The organism is Actinomadura graeca, from assembly GCF_019175365.1.
Lineage (GTDB): Bacteria > Actinomycetota > Actinomycetes > Streptosporangiales > Streptosporangiaceae > Spirillospora > Spirillospora graeca.
Genome location: NZ_CP059572.1, coordinates 172,364 through 186,397 on the forward strand (window position 1 = coordinate 172,364; position 14,034 = coordinate 186,397).

At 74.0% G+C, this 14,034-nt stretch carries 12 protein-coding genes; 3 read left to right on the forward strand and 9 right to left on the reverse strand.

The features are described from left to right. Nucleotides 1–284 precede the first annotated feature (284 nt). From AGRA3207_RS00790 to AGRA3207_RS00800, 3 genes are read right to left on the reverse strand one after another with little or no spacing between them, the layout of a single operon-like run. Nucleotides 285–1,517 carry an RNA polymerase sigma factor gene (locus tag AGRA3207_RS00790; RefSeq protein ID WP_231332611.1) on the reverse strand — a complete coding sequence of 411 codons (1,233 nt, stop codon included), beginning with the start codon at nt 1,515–1,517 and terminating at the stop codon, nt 285–287. Further along, nucleotides 1,514–1,909 (reverse strand): YciI family protein, encoded by a 396-nt coding sequence (locus AGRA3207_RS00795; protein ID WP_231332612.1) that lies wholly within the window; start codon nt 1,907–1,909, stop codon nt 1,514–1,516. The genes AGRA3207_RS00790 and AGRA3207_RS00795 overlap by 4 nt, the downstream gene beginning before the upstream one ends. Beyond that, nucleotides 1,906–2,322 (reverse strand): VOC family protein, encoded by a 417-nt coding sequence (locus AGRA3207_RS00800; protein WP_231332613.1) that lies wholly within the window; start codon nt 2,320–2,322, stop codon nt 1,906–1,908. The genes AGRA3207_RS00795 and AGRA3207_RS00800 overlap by 4 nt, the downstream gene beginning before the upstream one ends. 227 nt (nt 2,323–2,549) lie before the next feature. Between AGRA3207_RS00800 and AGRA3207_RS00805 the strand changes: the two genes are divergently transcribed. The 3 genes from AGRA3207_RS00805 to AGRA3207_RS00815 all read left to right on the forward strand — a co-directional run bounded on the left by AGRA3207_RS00805 (nt 2,550) and on the right by AGRA3207_RS00815 (nt 6,809). Continuing rightward, nucleotides 2,550–3,845, forward strand: coding sequence for an AI-2E family transporter (locus AGRA3207_RS00805; RefSeq protein ID WP_231332614.1), 1,296 nt, complete (start codon nt 2,550–2,552; stop codon nt 3,843–3,845). Nucleotides 3,846–4,114: 269 nt separating this feature from the next. Further along, entirely contained in the window at nt 4,115–5,959 is a 1,845-nt protein-coding gene (locus AGRA3207_RS00810; protein WP_231332615.1) for a glycoside hydrolase family 3 protein, read from the forward strand. Nucleotides 5,960–6,020: 61 nt separating this feature from the next. Next, a complete protein-coding gene (locus AGRA3207_RS00815; RefSeq protein ID WP_231332616.1) occupies nt 6,021–6,809 on the forward strand; it encodes a phosphatase PAP2 family protein in 789 nt (262 codons plus the stop codon). Nucleotides 6,810–6,910: 101 nt separating this feature from the next. Here AGRA3207_RS00815 and AGRA3207_RS00820 read toward each other — a convergent pair whose 3' ends face one another. From AGRA3207_RS00820 to AGRA3207_RS00845, 6 genes are all read right to left on the reverse strand, one after another. Further along, on the reverse strand, nt 6,911–7,381 hold the full coding sequence (locus AGRA3207_RS00820) for an alpha/beta fold hydrolase (protein ID WP_231332617.1): 471 nt from the start codon (nt 7,379–7,381) through the stop codon (nt 6,911–6,913). Between the two features lie 77 nt (nt 7,382–7,458). Then, nucleotides 7,459–8,043: a hypothetical protein gene (locus AGRA3207_RS00825; RefSeq protein WP_231332618.1), complete on the reverse strand. Its 585-nt coding sequence runs from the start codon at nt 8,041–8,043 to the stop codon at nt 7,459–7,461. A 12-nt stretch (nt 8,044–8,055) separates the two neighbouring features. Continuing rightward, nucleotides 8,056–8,316 (reverse strand): hypothetical protein, encoded by a 261-nt coding sequence (locus AGRA3207_RS00830; protein WP_231332619.1) that lies wholly within the window; start codon nt 8,314–8,316, stop codon nt 8,056–8,058. After that, entirely contained in the window at nt 8,306–9,454 is a 1,149-nt protein-coding gene (locus tag AGRA3207_RS00835; protein WP_231332620.1) for a DUF5047 domain-containing protein, read from the reverse strand. The genes AGRA3207_RS00830 and AGRA3207_RS00835 overlap by 11 nt, the downstream gene beginning before the upstream one ends. Further along, nucleotides 9,454–10,380, reverse strand: coding sequence for a hypothetical protein (locus AGRA3207_RS00840; protein ID WP_231332621.1), 927 nt, complete (start codon nt 10,378–10,380; stop codon nt 9,454–9,456). The genes AGRA3207_RS00835 and AGRA3207_RS00840 overlap by 1 nt, the downstream gene beginning before the upstream one ends. Nucleotides 10,381–10,391: 11 nt before the next feature. Further along, on the reverse strand, nt 10,392–13,922 hold the full coding sequence (locus AGRA3207_RS00845) for a phage tail tape measure protein (protein WP_231332622.1): 3,531 nt from the start codon (nt 13,920–13,922) through the stop codon (nt 10,392–10,394). Nucleotides 13,923–14,034 lie beyond the last annotated feature (112 nt).

Consider the following 14,034-nt stretch of genomic DNA (forward strand, 5'->3'; position numbering starts at 1 on the left):
CTCCTCCCATGCTCACAGCAGGCCGAGGGGACGCCGGGATACATCGGCCCCCGGGCCGATGTTCCCGCGCCCTCCCGTTCCCTGATCTGTGGGCCCACCCGCTCCCGGCGCCGTACGGAGGGAAACGATGCACCACCCGGAGGACACCCCCGGCGAACGCCCCCGCGCCGCCCCCACCGGGGCCCGGCCCGGGACCCGCCCCGCAACCGGACGCGTAATCCCCAGAGGTGAGCCCGACTGGGAGAGCGTGCTCGACGACTGGGCCTGGATCCTCCGGCTGAACCTCACCCCCCGAGCCGCGACGCGCGGGCCCGCAGGTACCGCTGCTCGGGGAGGCTGACCGTCAGCCGCGCCGCCACCCGGAACTCCTCCCGGGCCGCCCCGCCCTCACCCGCCATCTCCAGCAGATGCGCCCGGACGGCATGCAGCCGGTGATGCCCCGCCAGCTCCTCCTCCACCGTCCCCAGCACCGCCAGCCCCTCCCGCGGACCCCGCGCCATCGCGACCGCCACCGCCCGGTTGAGCGTCACCACCGGACTGGGGTCCAGCCCCTCCAGCAGCCGGTACAACGCCGCGATCTGCGGCCAGTCGGTGTCCTCGGGCCGCCCCGCCTCCGCGTGCACCGCCGCGATCGCCGCCTGCACCTGGTACGGGCCGGCCCTCCCGCCCGCCAGGCTCCGCGCCACCAGCGCGGTGCCCTCCGCGATCGCCGCCCGGTCCCACAGGCCGCGGTCCTGCTCGGCGAGCGGCACCAGCCCGCCGCCCGGGCCCGTGCGCGCCGGCCGCCGCGCGTCGGTGAGCAGCATCAGCGCCAGCAGCCCCGCCACCTCCCCGTCACCGGGCAGCAGCCCCCGCATGGCCCGGGCGAGCCGGATCGCCTCGCCCGTCAGGTCCGCGCGCTGCAGATCCGGCCCCGAACTGGCCGTGTACCCCTCGTTGAACACCAGGTACAGCACGTGCAGGACCGAGCGCATCCGCCCGGCCCGCTCCGCCGGCGGCGGCATCGCGAACCGCGCCCCCGCCGCCCGCACGCGCTGCTTGGCGCGGCCGATGCGCTGCGCCATCGTCGCCTCCGGCACCAGGAACGCCCGCGCGATCTCCGCCGTCGTCAGCCCGCCCACCGCCCGCAGCGTCAACGCCACCTGCGACGCCGGGGTCAGGCTCGGATGGCAGCACAGCAGCAGCAGCGCCAGCGTGTCGTCCCCCGCCGCGCCCGCGTCGGCCGGCGGCGCCACCAGCGCGTCCGCCGGGACCCGCGCGGCCGCCGCCTCCTCCCGCCGCCGCCCCGCCGCCTCACTGCGCAGCAGATCGGTCATCCGCCGCGAGGCGACCGTGACCAGCCACGCGTCCGGACGGTCGGGCAGCCCGTCCCGCGGCCACCGCGTCGCCGCCCGCAGCAGCGCCTCCTGCACCGCGTCCTCGGCGGTCTCGAAGTTCCCGCGGTGCCGCACCAGCGCGGCGAGGACCCGCGGCGCCAGCTCGCGCAGCAGGTCCTCCACCCCGGCGCCCGCGCTCACATCTCCTGGCCCGACATGTCCATGATCGGGCGCACCTCCACCGCGCCGAGCCGCGCGTCGGGGAACCGCGCCGCGATCTCCGCCGCCCGCTCCGGGCCCTCGCAGTCCACCACGAAATACCCGGCGAGCTGCTCCTTGGACTCCAGGTAAGGGCCGTCGGTGGCCGCCGGGACACCGCCGCGCACCCGCACCGTCCGGCTGTTCACCGGATCGGCCAGCGCCACCCCCTCGACCAGCTCACCGGACCCGCGGATCTCCTCCAGCAGCGCCTCGCCCCGCGCCGCCAGCGCCTCCCGCTCCTCCGGCGGCAGCGCCAGGAAATCCGGATGCCGCAGGAACAGCGGGTGCTCCCAGTTCTCGGGATTGCCGTAGATCAGCAGCAGGTACTTCATCGCGTCCCCTCCCTCACGCCCCCCGCCGGCGCGGCCCCCGCAGGGGGACCGGCGACGCCGATCAGATTGCCCTCCGGATCGGTGAAATGCCCCACCGCGAAGTCCCCTCCCGACTCCGGCTCCGGGCCCATCAGGCGCGTGCCGCCCAGGCTCTCGGCCCGCCGCAGCGCCTCCTCCACATCGTCCACCCCCACATAGAACAGGACGTTGCGCTCATACCCCTCGCCGCCGCCGACACCGCCGGCGATGCCCGCCTGCCCCGGCTCCACGAACCCGTAGGCGCCCGGCCGCGACACCGCCTCGCTGGCGGCGTCCCCGACCTGGAACCCCCACCCGAACAGCTCCCCGTAATACCCCCGCAACCTCTCCGGATCATTGCCGATGACCTCGAAATGCACCACAGGACGTCCCATGCCCGCTCCTTCCCCGGCGTCTGCGCGCCTCCCGGCGCCTTCGCGTGCGCGCCCCGTCCGGGCGCCTCACCCCAGAGGACGGAGCCGCCGCCCCCGGCCTCGACGTCCCCGCCCGGAATTCTTCCCGGGCCGGGCCCGAGGCGCCGCTGCTGAAGTCTCGGCAAAGGTTGCCTCCCCCGCAGGGCGTACCGGCGGGCGGGACGCGCTGCCGCGGTTAGCGTGCGGGCATGCCGCAGACGCCCGGCGACCGGCCCGCGCACGCGCCCGGCGGCGCCGCGCACGCCGGCGCGCCGCCGCGCGGAACCGCGCCGGACGGCGCACCCTCCGGCGCCACCATCGCCGGCGGCGCCCCGCCAGAGGGACCCGGCCCGCCCGCCGCGGCGGACCCCGGCCACCCCGACCCGCGCCGGATGCCGCCCTGGCTGCCGAAGGCGTTCCTGCTCGCCGGCGGCACCGTCCTGCTGTTCGTGGCCGGGGTGTGGCTGGTCGAGCGGCTGCGCGAGCTGCTGCTGTTGCTGCTGACCTCGCTGTTCCTGGCCTTCGCGATCGAACCCGCCGTCAACCGGCTGGCCGCGCACGGCTGGCGGCGCGGCTGGGCCACCGGCCTGATGTTCCTGGTCATCGCGGCGTTCACCGCCGCGTTCATCGGCGGGATCGGCTCGCTGCTTGCCACCCAGAGCACCAACCTCATCGACGGGTTCCCCGGATACGTCCGGCAGGTCATCGACTGGGTCAACGCCACGTTCGGGACCAACCTGTCACGCGACACCGTGTTCCAGCGGCTGCCGACCGTGACCGAGCAGGTCTCGCGGCACCTGTCGGCGATCGCCGGGAACGTGTGGGGGATCGGCGCCACCGCGTTCGGCGTGGTGTTCAAGCTGCTCGGGATGCTGCTGTTCACCTTCTACCTGTCGGCGCAGGGACCCCAGTTCCGCCGGACGGTCTGCTCGGTGCTCCCGCCCCGCCGCCAGCGCCAGGTGCTGTGGGCCTGGGAGATCGCCGTGGAGAAGACCGGCGGCTACATCTACTCCCGCGCGCTGCTGGCGATGATCTCCGCCGTCGCGCACTACATCGCCATGGCCGGGCTGGGCGTGCCCTACGCGCTGACCCTGGCGCTGTGGGTGGGCGTGGTGTCGCAGTTCATCCCCGCCGTCGGCACCTACCTCGCCGGCGCGGTCCCCGTGCTGATCGCGCTCACCAAGGGCCCCTCCACGGCGCTGTGGATGCTGCTGTTCATCACCGCCTACCAGCAGCTGGAGAACTACCTCCTCCAGCCGCGCATCACCGCCCGGACCCTGGACATGCACCCCGCCGTCGCGTTCGGGCTCGTGCTCGCCGGCGTCGCGGTCGTCGGCCCCGTCGGCGCGCTGCTGGCGCTGCCGTTCGGCGCCAGCGTCCAGGCGTTCGCCGCCGCCTACATCCGCCGCTACGAGATCGAGGAGCACCACCTCACCGAACCCGTCCGGCCCCGGCGCCGGCCCTGGACCCGGCCGGGCTGGTGGCGGCGCCCGCGACGGCGCTGACCCCGGCCGCGCCCCGCACCATCGCCCCGAGCCATCGCCCCGAGCCATCGCCCCGAGCCATCGCCCCCAGTCATCGCCCCCAGCCATCGCCGGGGCCATTCCCGCGGCGATCCCCGCGCCCGCCACCGGGGGGCCTCTTTGCCGAGTCCAGAGCGCGCCCTGGGCGTGTCGTCGACCCTTGCCATGGACGGGGCCCCCGCGCCGGGCTACCGTGCCGGAAGAGACCTTGATCGTTTCCGGTGGCCGTCCGGGGGGCGGAGGGAGCCGTCGTGTACCGTCCCCGCGCACGCCGCCACGGGTGCCTCGCCGGGCTCGCCGCCGCGGCGCTCGCCGTCACCGCGGCGGCCGCCCCGCACGCCGCCGGGGCGCCCGCGCACGGGAAGGACCCCAGGCTGCAGCGCATCGTGCGGTCCCTGACCCTGCGCGAGAAGATCGCGCAGCTGTTCGTCCTGCAGGTGCACGGCACCAGCGCCGACACCACCGACCCCGCCGCCGTCGCCGCCAACCGCCGCCTCTACGGCGTCGACAACGCCGCGCAGGTCATCGCCCGCTACCGGCCCGGCGGATTCCTGTACTACTCCGCCGACCCCGCCAACGTCGAAGGCCCCCGCCAGCTCGCCGCGTTCTCCAACGGCATCCAGCGCGCCGCGATGGCCCAGCGCGTCCCGATCCCCGCCACGATCGCCACCGACCAGGAAGGCGGCATCGTCGCCCGCGTCCCGCCGCCGGCGACCCAGTCGCCCGGGGCCATGGCCCTGGCCGCCGGACGCCGCCCCGGCGACGCCGAGACCCTCGCCCGCATCACCGGGCGGGAACTGCGCGCCCTCGGCGTCAACCAGGACTACGCGCCCGACGCCGACGTCAACGCCGACCCGGCCAACCCCGTCATCGGCGTCCGCTCCTTCGGATCCGACCCCGCGCTGGTGGCGCGGATGGTCACCGCGCAGATCGACGGCTACCGCGCCGGGGGAGTGACGCCCACCGTCAAGCACTTCCCCGGCCACGGCGACACCACCACCGACAGCCACACCGGCGTCCCGCGCATCGGCCACACCCGCGAGGAATGGGAGCGCCTCGACCTGCCGCCCTTCCGCGCGGCCATCGCCCGCGGCGCCGACGCGATCATGACCGCGCACATCGTCGTGCCCGCCCTCGACCCCTCCGGCGACCCCGCCACCCTGTCGCGGCCCATCCTCACCGGCATCCTGCGCGACCGGCTGCGCTACCGCGGCGTCATCGTCACCGACGCGCTCGACATGCGGGGCGTCCGCGACGCCTACGGCGACGAGCGCATCCCCGTCCTCGCGCTCAAGGCCGGCGCGGACGTCCTGCTCAAACCCCCCGCCGACGCCACCGGCACCGGCGTGTTCGCCCGGCAGCTCGCCGCCGTCGCCGCCGCGGTCCGCGACGGCGAGCTCACCGAACGGCGCATCGACGAGTCGCTCTACCGGATCCTGGAACTCAAGGAACGGCGCGGGCTGTTCCGCGACCCCTACGCCGACGAGTCCAGGATCGACGGCACCGTCGGCGCCCCCGCGCACCTGGCCGCCGCGCAGCGCGCCGCCGGCCGCACCACCACCCTCGTCAAGAACGACGCCCGCCTCCTGCCGCTGCGGCCCGGAACCCGCGACGTCCTCGTCACCGGCTGGGGCGCCACCGCCACCGGCACCCTCGCCGCCGAGATCGGTAGGCGCGGCGCCGCCACGACCGTCCTGGAGACCGGCCTCGCCCCCGCCCGCGCCCGCATCGGCCAGGCCGTCGCCGCCGCCCGGCACAGCGACCTCGTCGTCGCCGTCACCAACCGCGCCTGGGACGTCCAAGACGAACGCCCCCACAACGGCCCCGGCCAGATGAACCTCGTCAAGGCGCTCATCGCCACCGGCAGGCCCGTCGTCGTCATCGCCGCCCGCGACCCCTACGACATCGCCTGGTTCCCCGAGGCCGCCACCTACCTGGCCACCTACTCCGCGACCGCCGAGGCGCTGCGGTCGGCCGCCGCCGTCCTGTTCGGCGAACTCCGCCCCCGCGGCCGCCTGCCCGTCTCCGTCCCCGCCAGGGACGACCCCGCCACCACCCTCTACCCCTTCGGCCACGGCCTCGGCTACGGCCGCTGACCGCCCCCGATGTGAGCCGGGTCTCGGGCGGACGGGCCGCGGCGTCGGGCAGGATCGAAGGATGCGGGTGCCCCGGCCGGGGGGCGGGCGCCTCCCCGGCCGCGCCCCCTCCGCCACGCTGCCGGTGGCCGCCGCCGTGGTGACGGCGGCGGCCACCCTCGACGTGCTCGCCGGGGGCCCGCTCCGCCACCTGGACCACGACGTGTTCTCCGGCGGCCTGCCGCCGCGCACCGGCGCCTGGCACTGGACGTGGCGGACGGTCGTCAACGGCGGCCAGTACTGGCTCGCCGGATCCCTGGTCGCGGTGACCGCCGCCGTGGCCGCCCGGCGGCGCCGGAGCCTGCCGACGCTGCTCGGCGCCGCCCTCTGGCTGGCCGCGACCGAGGCCGTCGTCCGCGGCGCGCAGATGCTCTTCGCGCGGACACCCCCGCTCGCCGGCCGCGACGAGCTGTTCGCCGGCGGGTCCCTGTCCTACCCGTCCGGCCACGCCGCCAACGCCGCCGCCTGCCTGCTGTTCGCCGCCGCGCTGGCCGGCGCGTCACGCGGCTGGACGATCGCCGCGCACACCCTGGCGCTCGGGGTCGCCGCGGCCGTCGTCGCCCTCGGCTACCACTGGCCCTCCGACGCGTGCGCGGGCTGGGGCATCGGCGTCCTCATGGCCTGCGCCGGCCGCGCCCTCGTGGCCCGCCGGCCCCCGCCACCCCGCGGCCACCCGCCCGGCGGCCCCCGCCAAGCCCCCGGCAGCCTTCCGGAAGACGGCGGCCCGGCGGGCTTCCCGGGCGGAGAACCCGGCCGCACACCCGGCCGCGGGCCGCACGCCCCGGCCGGAGGCGGACGCCCGGACGCCTGAAACGCGGCGCCGGGGCCCCCGATCCGCCCCGGCACCGCGTCCCGGCCCGCATCTCACGGGCGGCGCGTCACGGGCGGCGCGTCACGACCGCCGCCGATGCGTCACGGCCGCCGGCCGGGCCCGCCCAGACCGGCGACCTCGTCCAGCAGCGCCGCCAGCTCACGCGGCCTGGACAGCATCGGCCAATGGCCGGTCGGCAGCTCCCGGTAGGTCCACTGCGGGCCCGTCATCATCGAGAACGCCGGATTGCCCGCCTCGGCCAGCTGCCGGACCCCTGCGACCGGGAACGTGCTGGCGATCAGCGTCAGCGGGACGCCCGGCAGCGGCTCCGGCCGCCGCATCGCCTGCGTCGCCGTCCGGAACGGCTGCGGCGTCCCCCGCTCGCGCATCATGGCCAGCTGCCCCGCCGACAGCCCCGCGAGGTTGTGCGGGTCGGCCTCCGGGTCGAACGCCGGCACCGGGATCCGCCAGCCGCCGCCCTCGGAGGCGACCCGCTCCCGCAGCGCCGCGCGCTCCGCCGGCTCGTGGAAGTCGATGCCCGCCAGGCCCGATGGGGCATACCCATTTTGCATACCGGGCGCTGCCTGCGCAAATGGCCGATGACCCTCATCTTGCTAACGGTGGGGCCCGGTAGGGGGTGCGCTGCTGCTCATGCCATGGCGGTCCATAGGACGGCGGAGTGGATCTCGCTCGTGACGCCGGATATGCCGTTGCGGACCCAGTAGGTGAGGGGATAGTCGCCGGGGCTGTACCGGGCGAGCTCGACGGGGTAGGTCGCGGTCACGAGCGCGGAGGCGTCGTTCAGCAGGCCGACGGGGCGGAAACCGAAGTACCACAGATCCTGGCCTGCGAGTTTGGCACCGAGCCGCATGTCTCCGTGCTTGTTCGTGGCGACGTGCATCTCGACGTTGATGAGGTAGTAGGTCGCGTGGGCCGGGGGCGCGGTCGGGATGGTGAGCGTCTGCGCCATCGCCACCACTTCGCTCATCTCGGTGCTGTTGACGATCCGCGTGGGGTTCAGGTCCACGACCTTGACGTTGCCCCGGAGGACCATCTCAGCACGGGTCATGCGGGTGCTGAGGTTGGTGACGTCGGTGCTCAATCCGCCGACACGGTCATTGGCGGTCTTGAGGTTGGTATCGACGGCTTCGGCGAGTTGCTGGGCGTGCAGGGGCACGTTCGGCGGGTCGGCCAGGCCGGGGTAGGGAAGCTGGTAGTTGGGCGTCTGTCCCATGGCGGGAGGCTCCTATGCGTAGGCACCGATGATGACGGCGGTGTGCGCGCTGATCCACTGGAGCAGCACGACGTCTCCGGGGCGCGGGGTGTAATGGGCCAGGTGGCGGCAGGTGACTGGCATGGCGCCGTTGTGAAAGGTGATGTCGGCTGTCCGGGCGGTCGAGTTCGCCGCTTTGACGGTGGCCGTTGCGGGCCGGGCCGGGGTGGTGCCGGGGGTGAGGGCGGCGGCGAGGGCGCGCTGTGTGCGCCACCGCTTGAGGTCACGGGCCATCGGCCGTTCCTTCGTCGTTGGGGCGCTCGCGGGTTGCGAGGGCGAGGGTTCCGTCCGGGGTCAGCGGCACCTGGACCGCGTCCACGGTGAAGGTGCGGGCGATGCGGCTGGTGCCGGCGACTTGCACGGCGTCGCCGGGGTCGAGCGCCGGGTTGGGGACGGTGGTGGCGTCCACGATGGTGTCGGCGACGCTGTAGCGGGCCAGCAGCGTGCGGGCGGCGGCTTGGCATTGCTGGACGGTGGTCAGCAGTGGGGAGGAGTAAAACCGGGTGCGCACGCCGAACGGCCCGTTCACCCTGACGGGTGAGGTGGGGCTGGTGATGGCGGCCTGCCCCTGGACCGGCGGGGCGTCGGATCCGGTCGCCTCGCCCCGCGCGACGATCAGGTTGTACACCTGATCACGTTTGACGCCCTGGTGTGCCTGGATGAGCACCCCGTCCGGACCGGCGTCGGCCCGCCATGCGGGCGGGCCGCTCTGGGCGGCGGGCCGGAAGCGCCAGATGCCGCGTCGGTCGGGGAAGCACTCCACGCCCAGGCTGGTCGCGAGCTGATCGAGCGCGGCCAGACGATCGCTGTCGAAGACCGTGCCGACGGGGACGACGGTCGCGGGCAGCGCGTTCCACTCGTCTCGGTTGTAGGGGGCCGGGCGGGCGGGTTCGGGAAGCCCTTCGTTGATCAGCGCGAGCATGATTTGGCGGATCGGCTGCCCGGGGTAGCTGACGGGCGCGGGGAACTGCGCGTCTCTCAGGTAGCCGCGGAACGCAACGCCGGTCAGCGACACCTCGGGGTCGCCGTCGCTGGTGCGGAACTCGGTCAGCAGGTAGCGGCCGAGCGGGACTTCCTCGACGGTCCCGCCGGGGAACCGCACGCCCCGGTAGGGGCACAGCACCAGGCCGTAGATGTTGATGTCGGTTAGGTCCACGTCGGGGGCGCCGACCAGCGCCCCGCCCGGCAGGAGTGCGGCAGTTACTTCGCACGTTGCGTAGACGTCGGATGAGCGGTCCAGGGTGACGCTTCCGCCGGTGACGTCCAGGGCGCTGGTCAGTCGTTTCCCGGTGGCGTCCCACAGCTCGACGCGTGCCGCCATCCCATGCGGGCGGCGCAGCGCTTGCAGGAACAGATCGGAGACGGGCCACATCAGTGTCCCTCCCCCCCGTCGGGGGGCGGGGTCTTGGGAGCGCGCAGCGCGTCTAGGTACGTGCGGTAGGCAGCCACGACACGCTCATAGGTGGCGTGGCCGTTCAGCCAGTCCTGATAGCTGCGCCCCGATGTCTCGGTGATCAGCGGGGTCAGCGGCGGCTCGGTCTCAACTCCGGAGAACGTCCAGGTGCGGGCGGGCTCGGTGGCGAGCCGCGAGATGCGCAACTCGGAGACGGAGGCCGCCAGGAAGTACAGGTTCCCGCCCTCGTCGGGGTGGCCTTGGAGGAGGAACGTGGCCGTGCCGTCGGTCAGCGTGCGGGCGGCGGCGGCCTCGGCGCGGGTGAATGTGGCGGTGGTCAGCTCGAACTCGGCAGCGCGGCGGACGTCGGCGATGGCGATCGGGGTCCGCCGTCCGAGCACGTAGTGGACTCCGGTGTCGGCTTTGCGTGCCAGTTCGGGGAGTGACTGCACGTGGGCCCGGATGCTCAGGGAGGGGTGGCCCACGTCGCGCAGCCAGGTCCATCGGTAGGGCAGGTTGACCTTGAGCGGCGGCGACATCTTGGAGGGGCTTCCGGCCGCGTCGAAGACTCGGGCGAGGTACTGGACGGGGACCTCTTGAGGGGCTTCGTAGTCGTCGCCGAACGCCGTGCGCCAAACCATCGCCTCAATTGCCTTCTGGTAGGTGGGGTATGCGCTGCCCAGTTCCGCGTAGGTGGAGTACTGGTCCAGCCACGCCTGATAGGCGTAAAGGCTGGACAGCGGGAGGCGCCACATCGACCGGACGGGCCGCAGTGCCCCGTCGGCGGCCAGCCGCCACACGGTGACAGTCGCGGCCTCGGCCTGGAACGCCGATGCGGTGAGGACGATTCGGCCGTAATCGGGGTCCGGCTCGGCCGTCAGGTGCGGGGCGTTGAGCTCGGGCATCGTCCTTCCTCTCAGACGGCCCGCGCGTACAGCGCGCGGGACAGTTCGGCGTCGGCCTGGTCGATTTCGACGCGGACCAGGTCGCGCAGTTCGGTGTCGCCGATGAACACCCGCACGCCGATAGGCCGGGGCTCGGGGTGGGGCGGGGTGGTGGACACGGGGGTGAGCGCGGCCACCGCCCGCGAGGCGGTCAGCGGGATCACCGCCTCGGGTCCGGCCTCTCCCAGGAGCCCCAGCGTGGGACGGGTGACGACGCCGCCCGTACCGAACATCTGGAGCTTGGACAGGACGGCGACCGCCTTAGCGGCCAGGCCGGGCCCCAGCGCGCGATAGAGCCGGGTCATGGGGCTGCTGCGGTCTTCGGGGTTCTGGGCGAGCACGGCGCGCAGGTCGTCCCGGACGATGCCGCCCTTGGCGTACCGGCTGGGGCGTACGACGACGGGCGCCATCCGGGAGGTGCGGACCACCCGGGGGCCGTGGTTGCCCTCGATCATGCCGTGCGGCTTCTCCACGATCCCGATGTGCCTGCCGGGCCAGATGCCAAGGTCACCGGGGCGAGGTGCGCCGGGCTGGCGCCGCATTCCCAGGTAGCCGCTGGCGGCGGCGGTCGGGTACCCCTTGTAGGCGGCTTGCGCGCCTGCGTGCTTGATGACCCAGGACACGAAGTTGGCGCACCACTTGGTTCCGGCAGGCCACCCGAACTCGTCGTTGTACTTGTTGTCGTTGTCGCGGCCCCGGTCGCCCTGCCCGAGTTGGGAGAGGGCGACCCGCACGACCTTGGTCGGGCCGAGCTTGGCCAGCCACCGGTTCTCGTTGCGGGTGAAGTACCGCAGGACACCGTTCACGATCGTGCGTGGGAGGGCGGCGACCAGCTTGCCGAATCCGGTCTTGGTGAACCCCGACGACTCCGCGGCGGCGAGGATCGGGGTGAACGCGGCGCGGGCGGCGGCGGCGACGCCGCGCCCGAACAGGTCCTTACCCTCGTTAAGGAATCCGCCGACGGCTCCGCCGATCCGGCCGACGATGCCGCCCTTGGCGAACCGGGCGGGGGCGGTGAGCTGTCCCTGACGGGCGGCCTTGTTGATGCTGTGGATCCACCCGGCCCCCAGGAACCGGACCGCTTCGGGCCGCAAGACGGCTTCGCCTGGCGACAGCAGCGCGGTCACCGAGTCGTGGCCGGGCCGATATCCGTCCAGGACACCGCCCATGGCGAACTTCGGTGCGGCGGGCAGCTTGGGCAGCCCGACCCTGTCGGCCAGGGCGTCCCAGATGCGCTTGATGCCGCCGGAGTAGACCGTCTCCACCACGAACCGCACGGGATCGGCGGCGGCCTTCCTAATGCCGCTCCAGATGCGCTGGATCGCCCTGACACCGGTCCAGAAGCCGCGCTGCATCTGGCCGAGGAAGCCCAGGACGACGCCCTTGATGGCGCCCCACACCACCGACGCTGTTGTCTTGATCGCCCACCAGGCGCCCTGGAAGATCGCCCGGTAGATGGCGATGTAGACCTTGGCGACGGTCCAGATGACCTTCCAGGTCCCGATCAGGACCGCCTTGATCACCGCCCAGGCGACCGCAGTGCCGTTGCGGATCGCCCACCAGGCGCCCAGGAAGATCGCTCGGTAGATCGCTATGTAGACCTTGGCGACGGTCCAGATGACCTTCCAGATACCGGTCAGGACGCCGCCGATGGAGCCCCAGACGGCCGCCGTGGTGTTGCGGATCCAGTTCCACCCGGCGGTGATGCCAGCGGTCAGGACGGCGATCGAGAGCAGGACGCCGGTCTTGATGGCGTTCCAGACCGCCATCACGATCGCACGGAAGGTCTCCGATCGGGTCCAGGCGACCACGAGCGCGGCCCCGAGCGCGACCAGCGCGAGGACCACCAGCCCGACCGGGTTGGCGGACATGGCGGCGTTGAGTAGCCATTGAGCGGCCGTCCACGAGAGCACGGCCAGCCGCACCACTCCCGCCGCAGCGGCGGCGGCGAGCTGCCGCGCGGCGGAGGCGGCGGCGGCCACGCCGGTCCGGACGTACCCGGCTGCCATTCGGCCGAGGTTGACGGCGGTGGCGAAGGCGGCCTTGCCCGCCCTGACGGTGGCGAGCGCGGCCGTCTTGATCATGGCGCCCGCCTTGCGGGCGGTCTCGCCCGCATACATGGCGCGCAGGCGCAGCGTGTTCCACGCGCCGCCCGCGCCCTTGAGGACGGCGGTGGTGCCGCCGACGACGGTCTTGGCCGCGCCGTAGGTCGCGGCGACCGCCTTGGCGCCGATGGCGATTCCGCCGACGGCCGCGCCGGTGGCGATCAGGCCGGACGGGGAGATGTTGAGCGCCTGTCCGGCCCGCTGGAGCAGGTTCAGGGCTGGGACGCCGTAGTCGAGGACGGCGCCGGTGACCTTGGCCTGCATCCCGCGCTTGAACGCCTCGAACCGGGCCGAGGAGGTGTTCTGTAGCGTCTTACCGGCCGAGTCGGTGGCGCCCTGGAAGTTCCCGAGAGCGGCGGTGGCCTTGCTGGGGTCCATCGCCAGCAGCGCGCCCCCGAGGTCTTCAGCCTGGGTGCCGAACAGTGCCACGGCGGCGGCGGACCGGTCGGCGGGGTCCTTGATGCCGCGCAGCCGGGACAGGACGAGCTGGAGGCCCTGCGCGGCGGCGGGACCGCCCGCCGCGAACGTCGCGGTCATCTGCCTGGCGTCCAGGCCGAGCGCCTTGAACCCGGCGGCGCTGGTCTTGGAGCCGTCCACTGCGCGGATGGAGAACTCCTTGAGGGCGTCGGCGGCGACGTCGCTGTCGCGTGCGCCCGCCTTGATGGCTTGGGAAATCAGGCCCATCGCGGCCGGGCCGGTCAGCCCGAGCTTTTGGAACTGGACGGAGTACTCGTTGACGGTGTCCAGCAGGTCGCCGCCCTTGTCGGCGCCCTGCTGGGCTCCCTTGGTGATCAGGTCGAACGCCTCGCTGGCGTTCTTGGCCAGGCCGGTGCGAAGAAGCTGGGAGACGGCCCGGGTGGTGTCGCCGACATCGGCGTCCATCACCTTGGCGAGGGTGAGCGCGCGGCCCGTGGTGGCCTCCAGCGCCGTCCGGGACGCGCCCCGCATCCCATCGATGTTGCGGATCACCGAGGTGACCGCGCCGGAGACCTCCTCCAGCGAGGAGCCGTAGGCACGTGCGTACAGCGACCCGGCGACTTTCCCCGCCTGAGCGGACTCGGTGCGGGTCAGTCCGAGCTGGGCGGACATGGTGGCGCGGGCCGAGTCCAGGCTCAGCGCCCCGGACACGCCAGCGGCCAGCGCCGTCCCGGCGGCGGCCCCGGCGAGGGTGGCGGCGCCCTTGAGCTTGCCGAGTCCCGGCTTGGCGGCAGCCGCTGCGCGGCTGCCGAACCGCTGACCGCCCTCGCCGCCGGACTTGCCCAGCTCGCCGCTTGCCTGGGCTCCGGCCTGGCTGGCGGCGCGGCGGACCGGCGCGGCAAGTTGCCGGGAAGTCTCGCGGCCGAAGCCGGAGAGGTCGGGCAGGACGGCCAGATAGACCGCGCCGATCGGGCTAGTCACGGGGCGCTCCCCACGCTCGGGTGATGACCGCCTGGACTTCCTCGGCGGAGCGGGCGGCGCGGCGCGGTGGCACGGCGGGCTGGTCGGGTCGGGGCACCCGCAGCGGCCCGGG

Bases quoted from the DNA above. Each gene is read 5' to 3' on its own strand.
- AGRA3207_RS00795 (WP_231332612.1), bottom strand. From the start codon at position 1,909: ATGAAGTACCTGCTGCTGATCTACGGCAATCCCGAGAACTGGGAGCAC.
- AGRA3207_RS00800 (WP_231332613.1), bottom strand. From the start codon at position 2,322: ATGGGACGTCCTGTGGTGCATTTCGAGGTCATCGGCAATGATCCGGAG.
- AGRA3207_RS00805 (WP_231332614.1), top strand. From the start codon at position 2,550: ATGCCGCAGACGCCCGGCGACCGGCCCGCGCACGCGCCCGGCGGCGCC.
- AGRA3207_RS00815 (WP_231332616.1), top strand. From the start codon at position 6,021: ATGCGGGTGCCCCGGCCGGGGGGCGGGCGCCTCCCCGGCCGCGCCCCC.
- AGRA3207_RS00820 (WP_231332617.1), bottom strand. From the start codon at position 7,381: ATGCAAAATGGGTATGCCCCATCGGGCCTGGCGGGCATCGACTTCCAC.
- AGRA3207_RS00825 (WP_231332618.1), bottom strand. From the start codon at position 8,043: ATGGGACAGACGCCCAACTACCAGCTTCCCTACCCCGGCCTGGCCGAC.
- AGRA3207_RS00830 (WP_231332619.1), bottom strand. From the start codon at position 8,316: ATGGCCCGTGACCTCAAGCGGTGGCGCACACAGCGCGCCCTCGCCGCC.
- AGRA3207_RS00835 (WP_231332620.1), bottom strand. From the start codon at position 9,454: ATGTGGCCCGTCTCCGATCTGTTCCTGCAAGCGCTGCGCCGCCCGCAT.
- AGRA3207_RS00840 (WP_231332621.1), bottom strand. From the start codon at position 10,380: ATGCCCGAGCTCAACGCCCCGCACCTGACGGCCGAGCCGGACCCCGAT.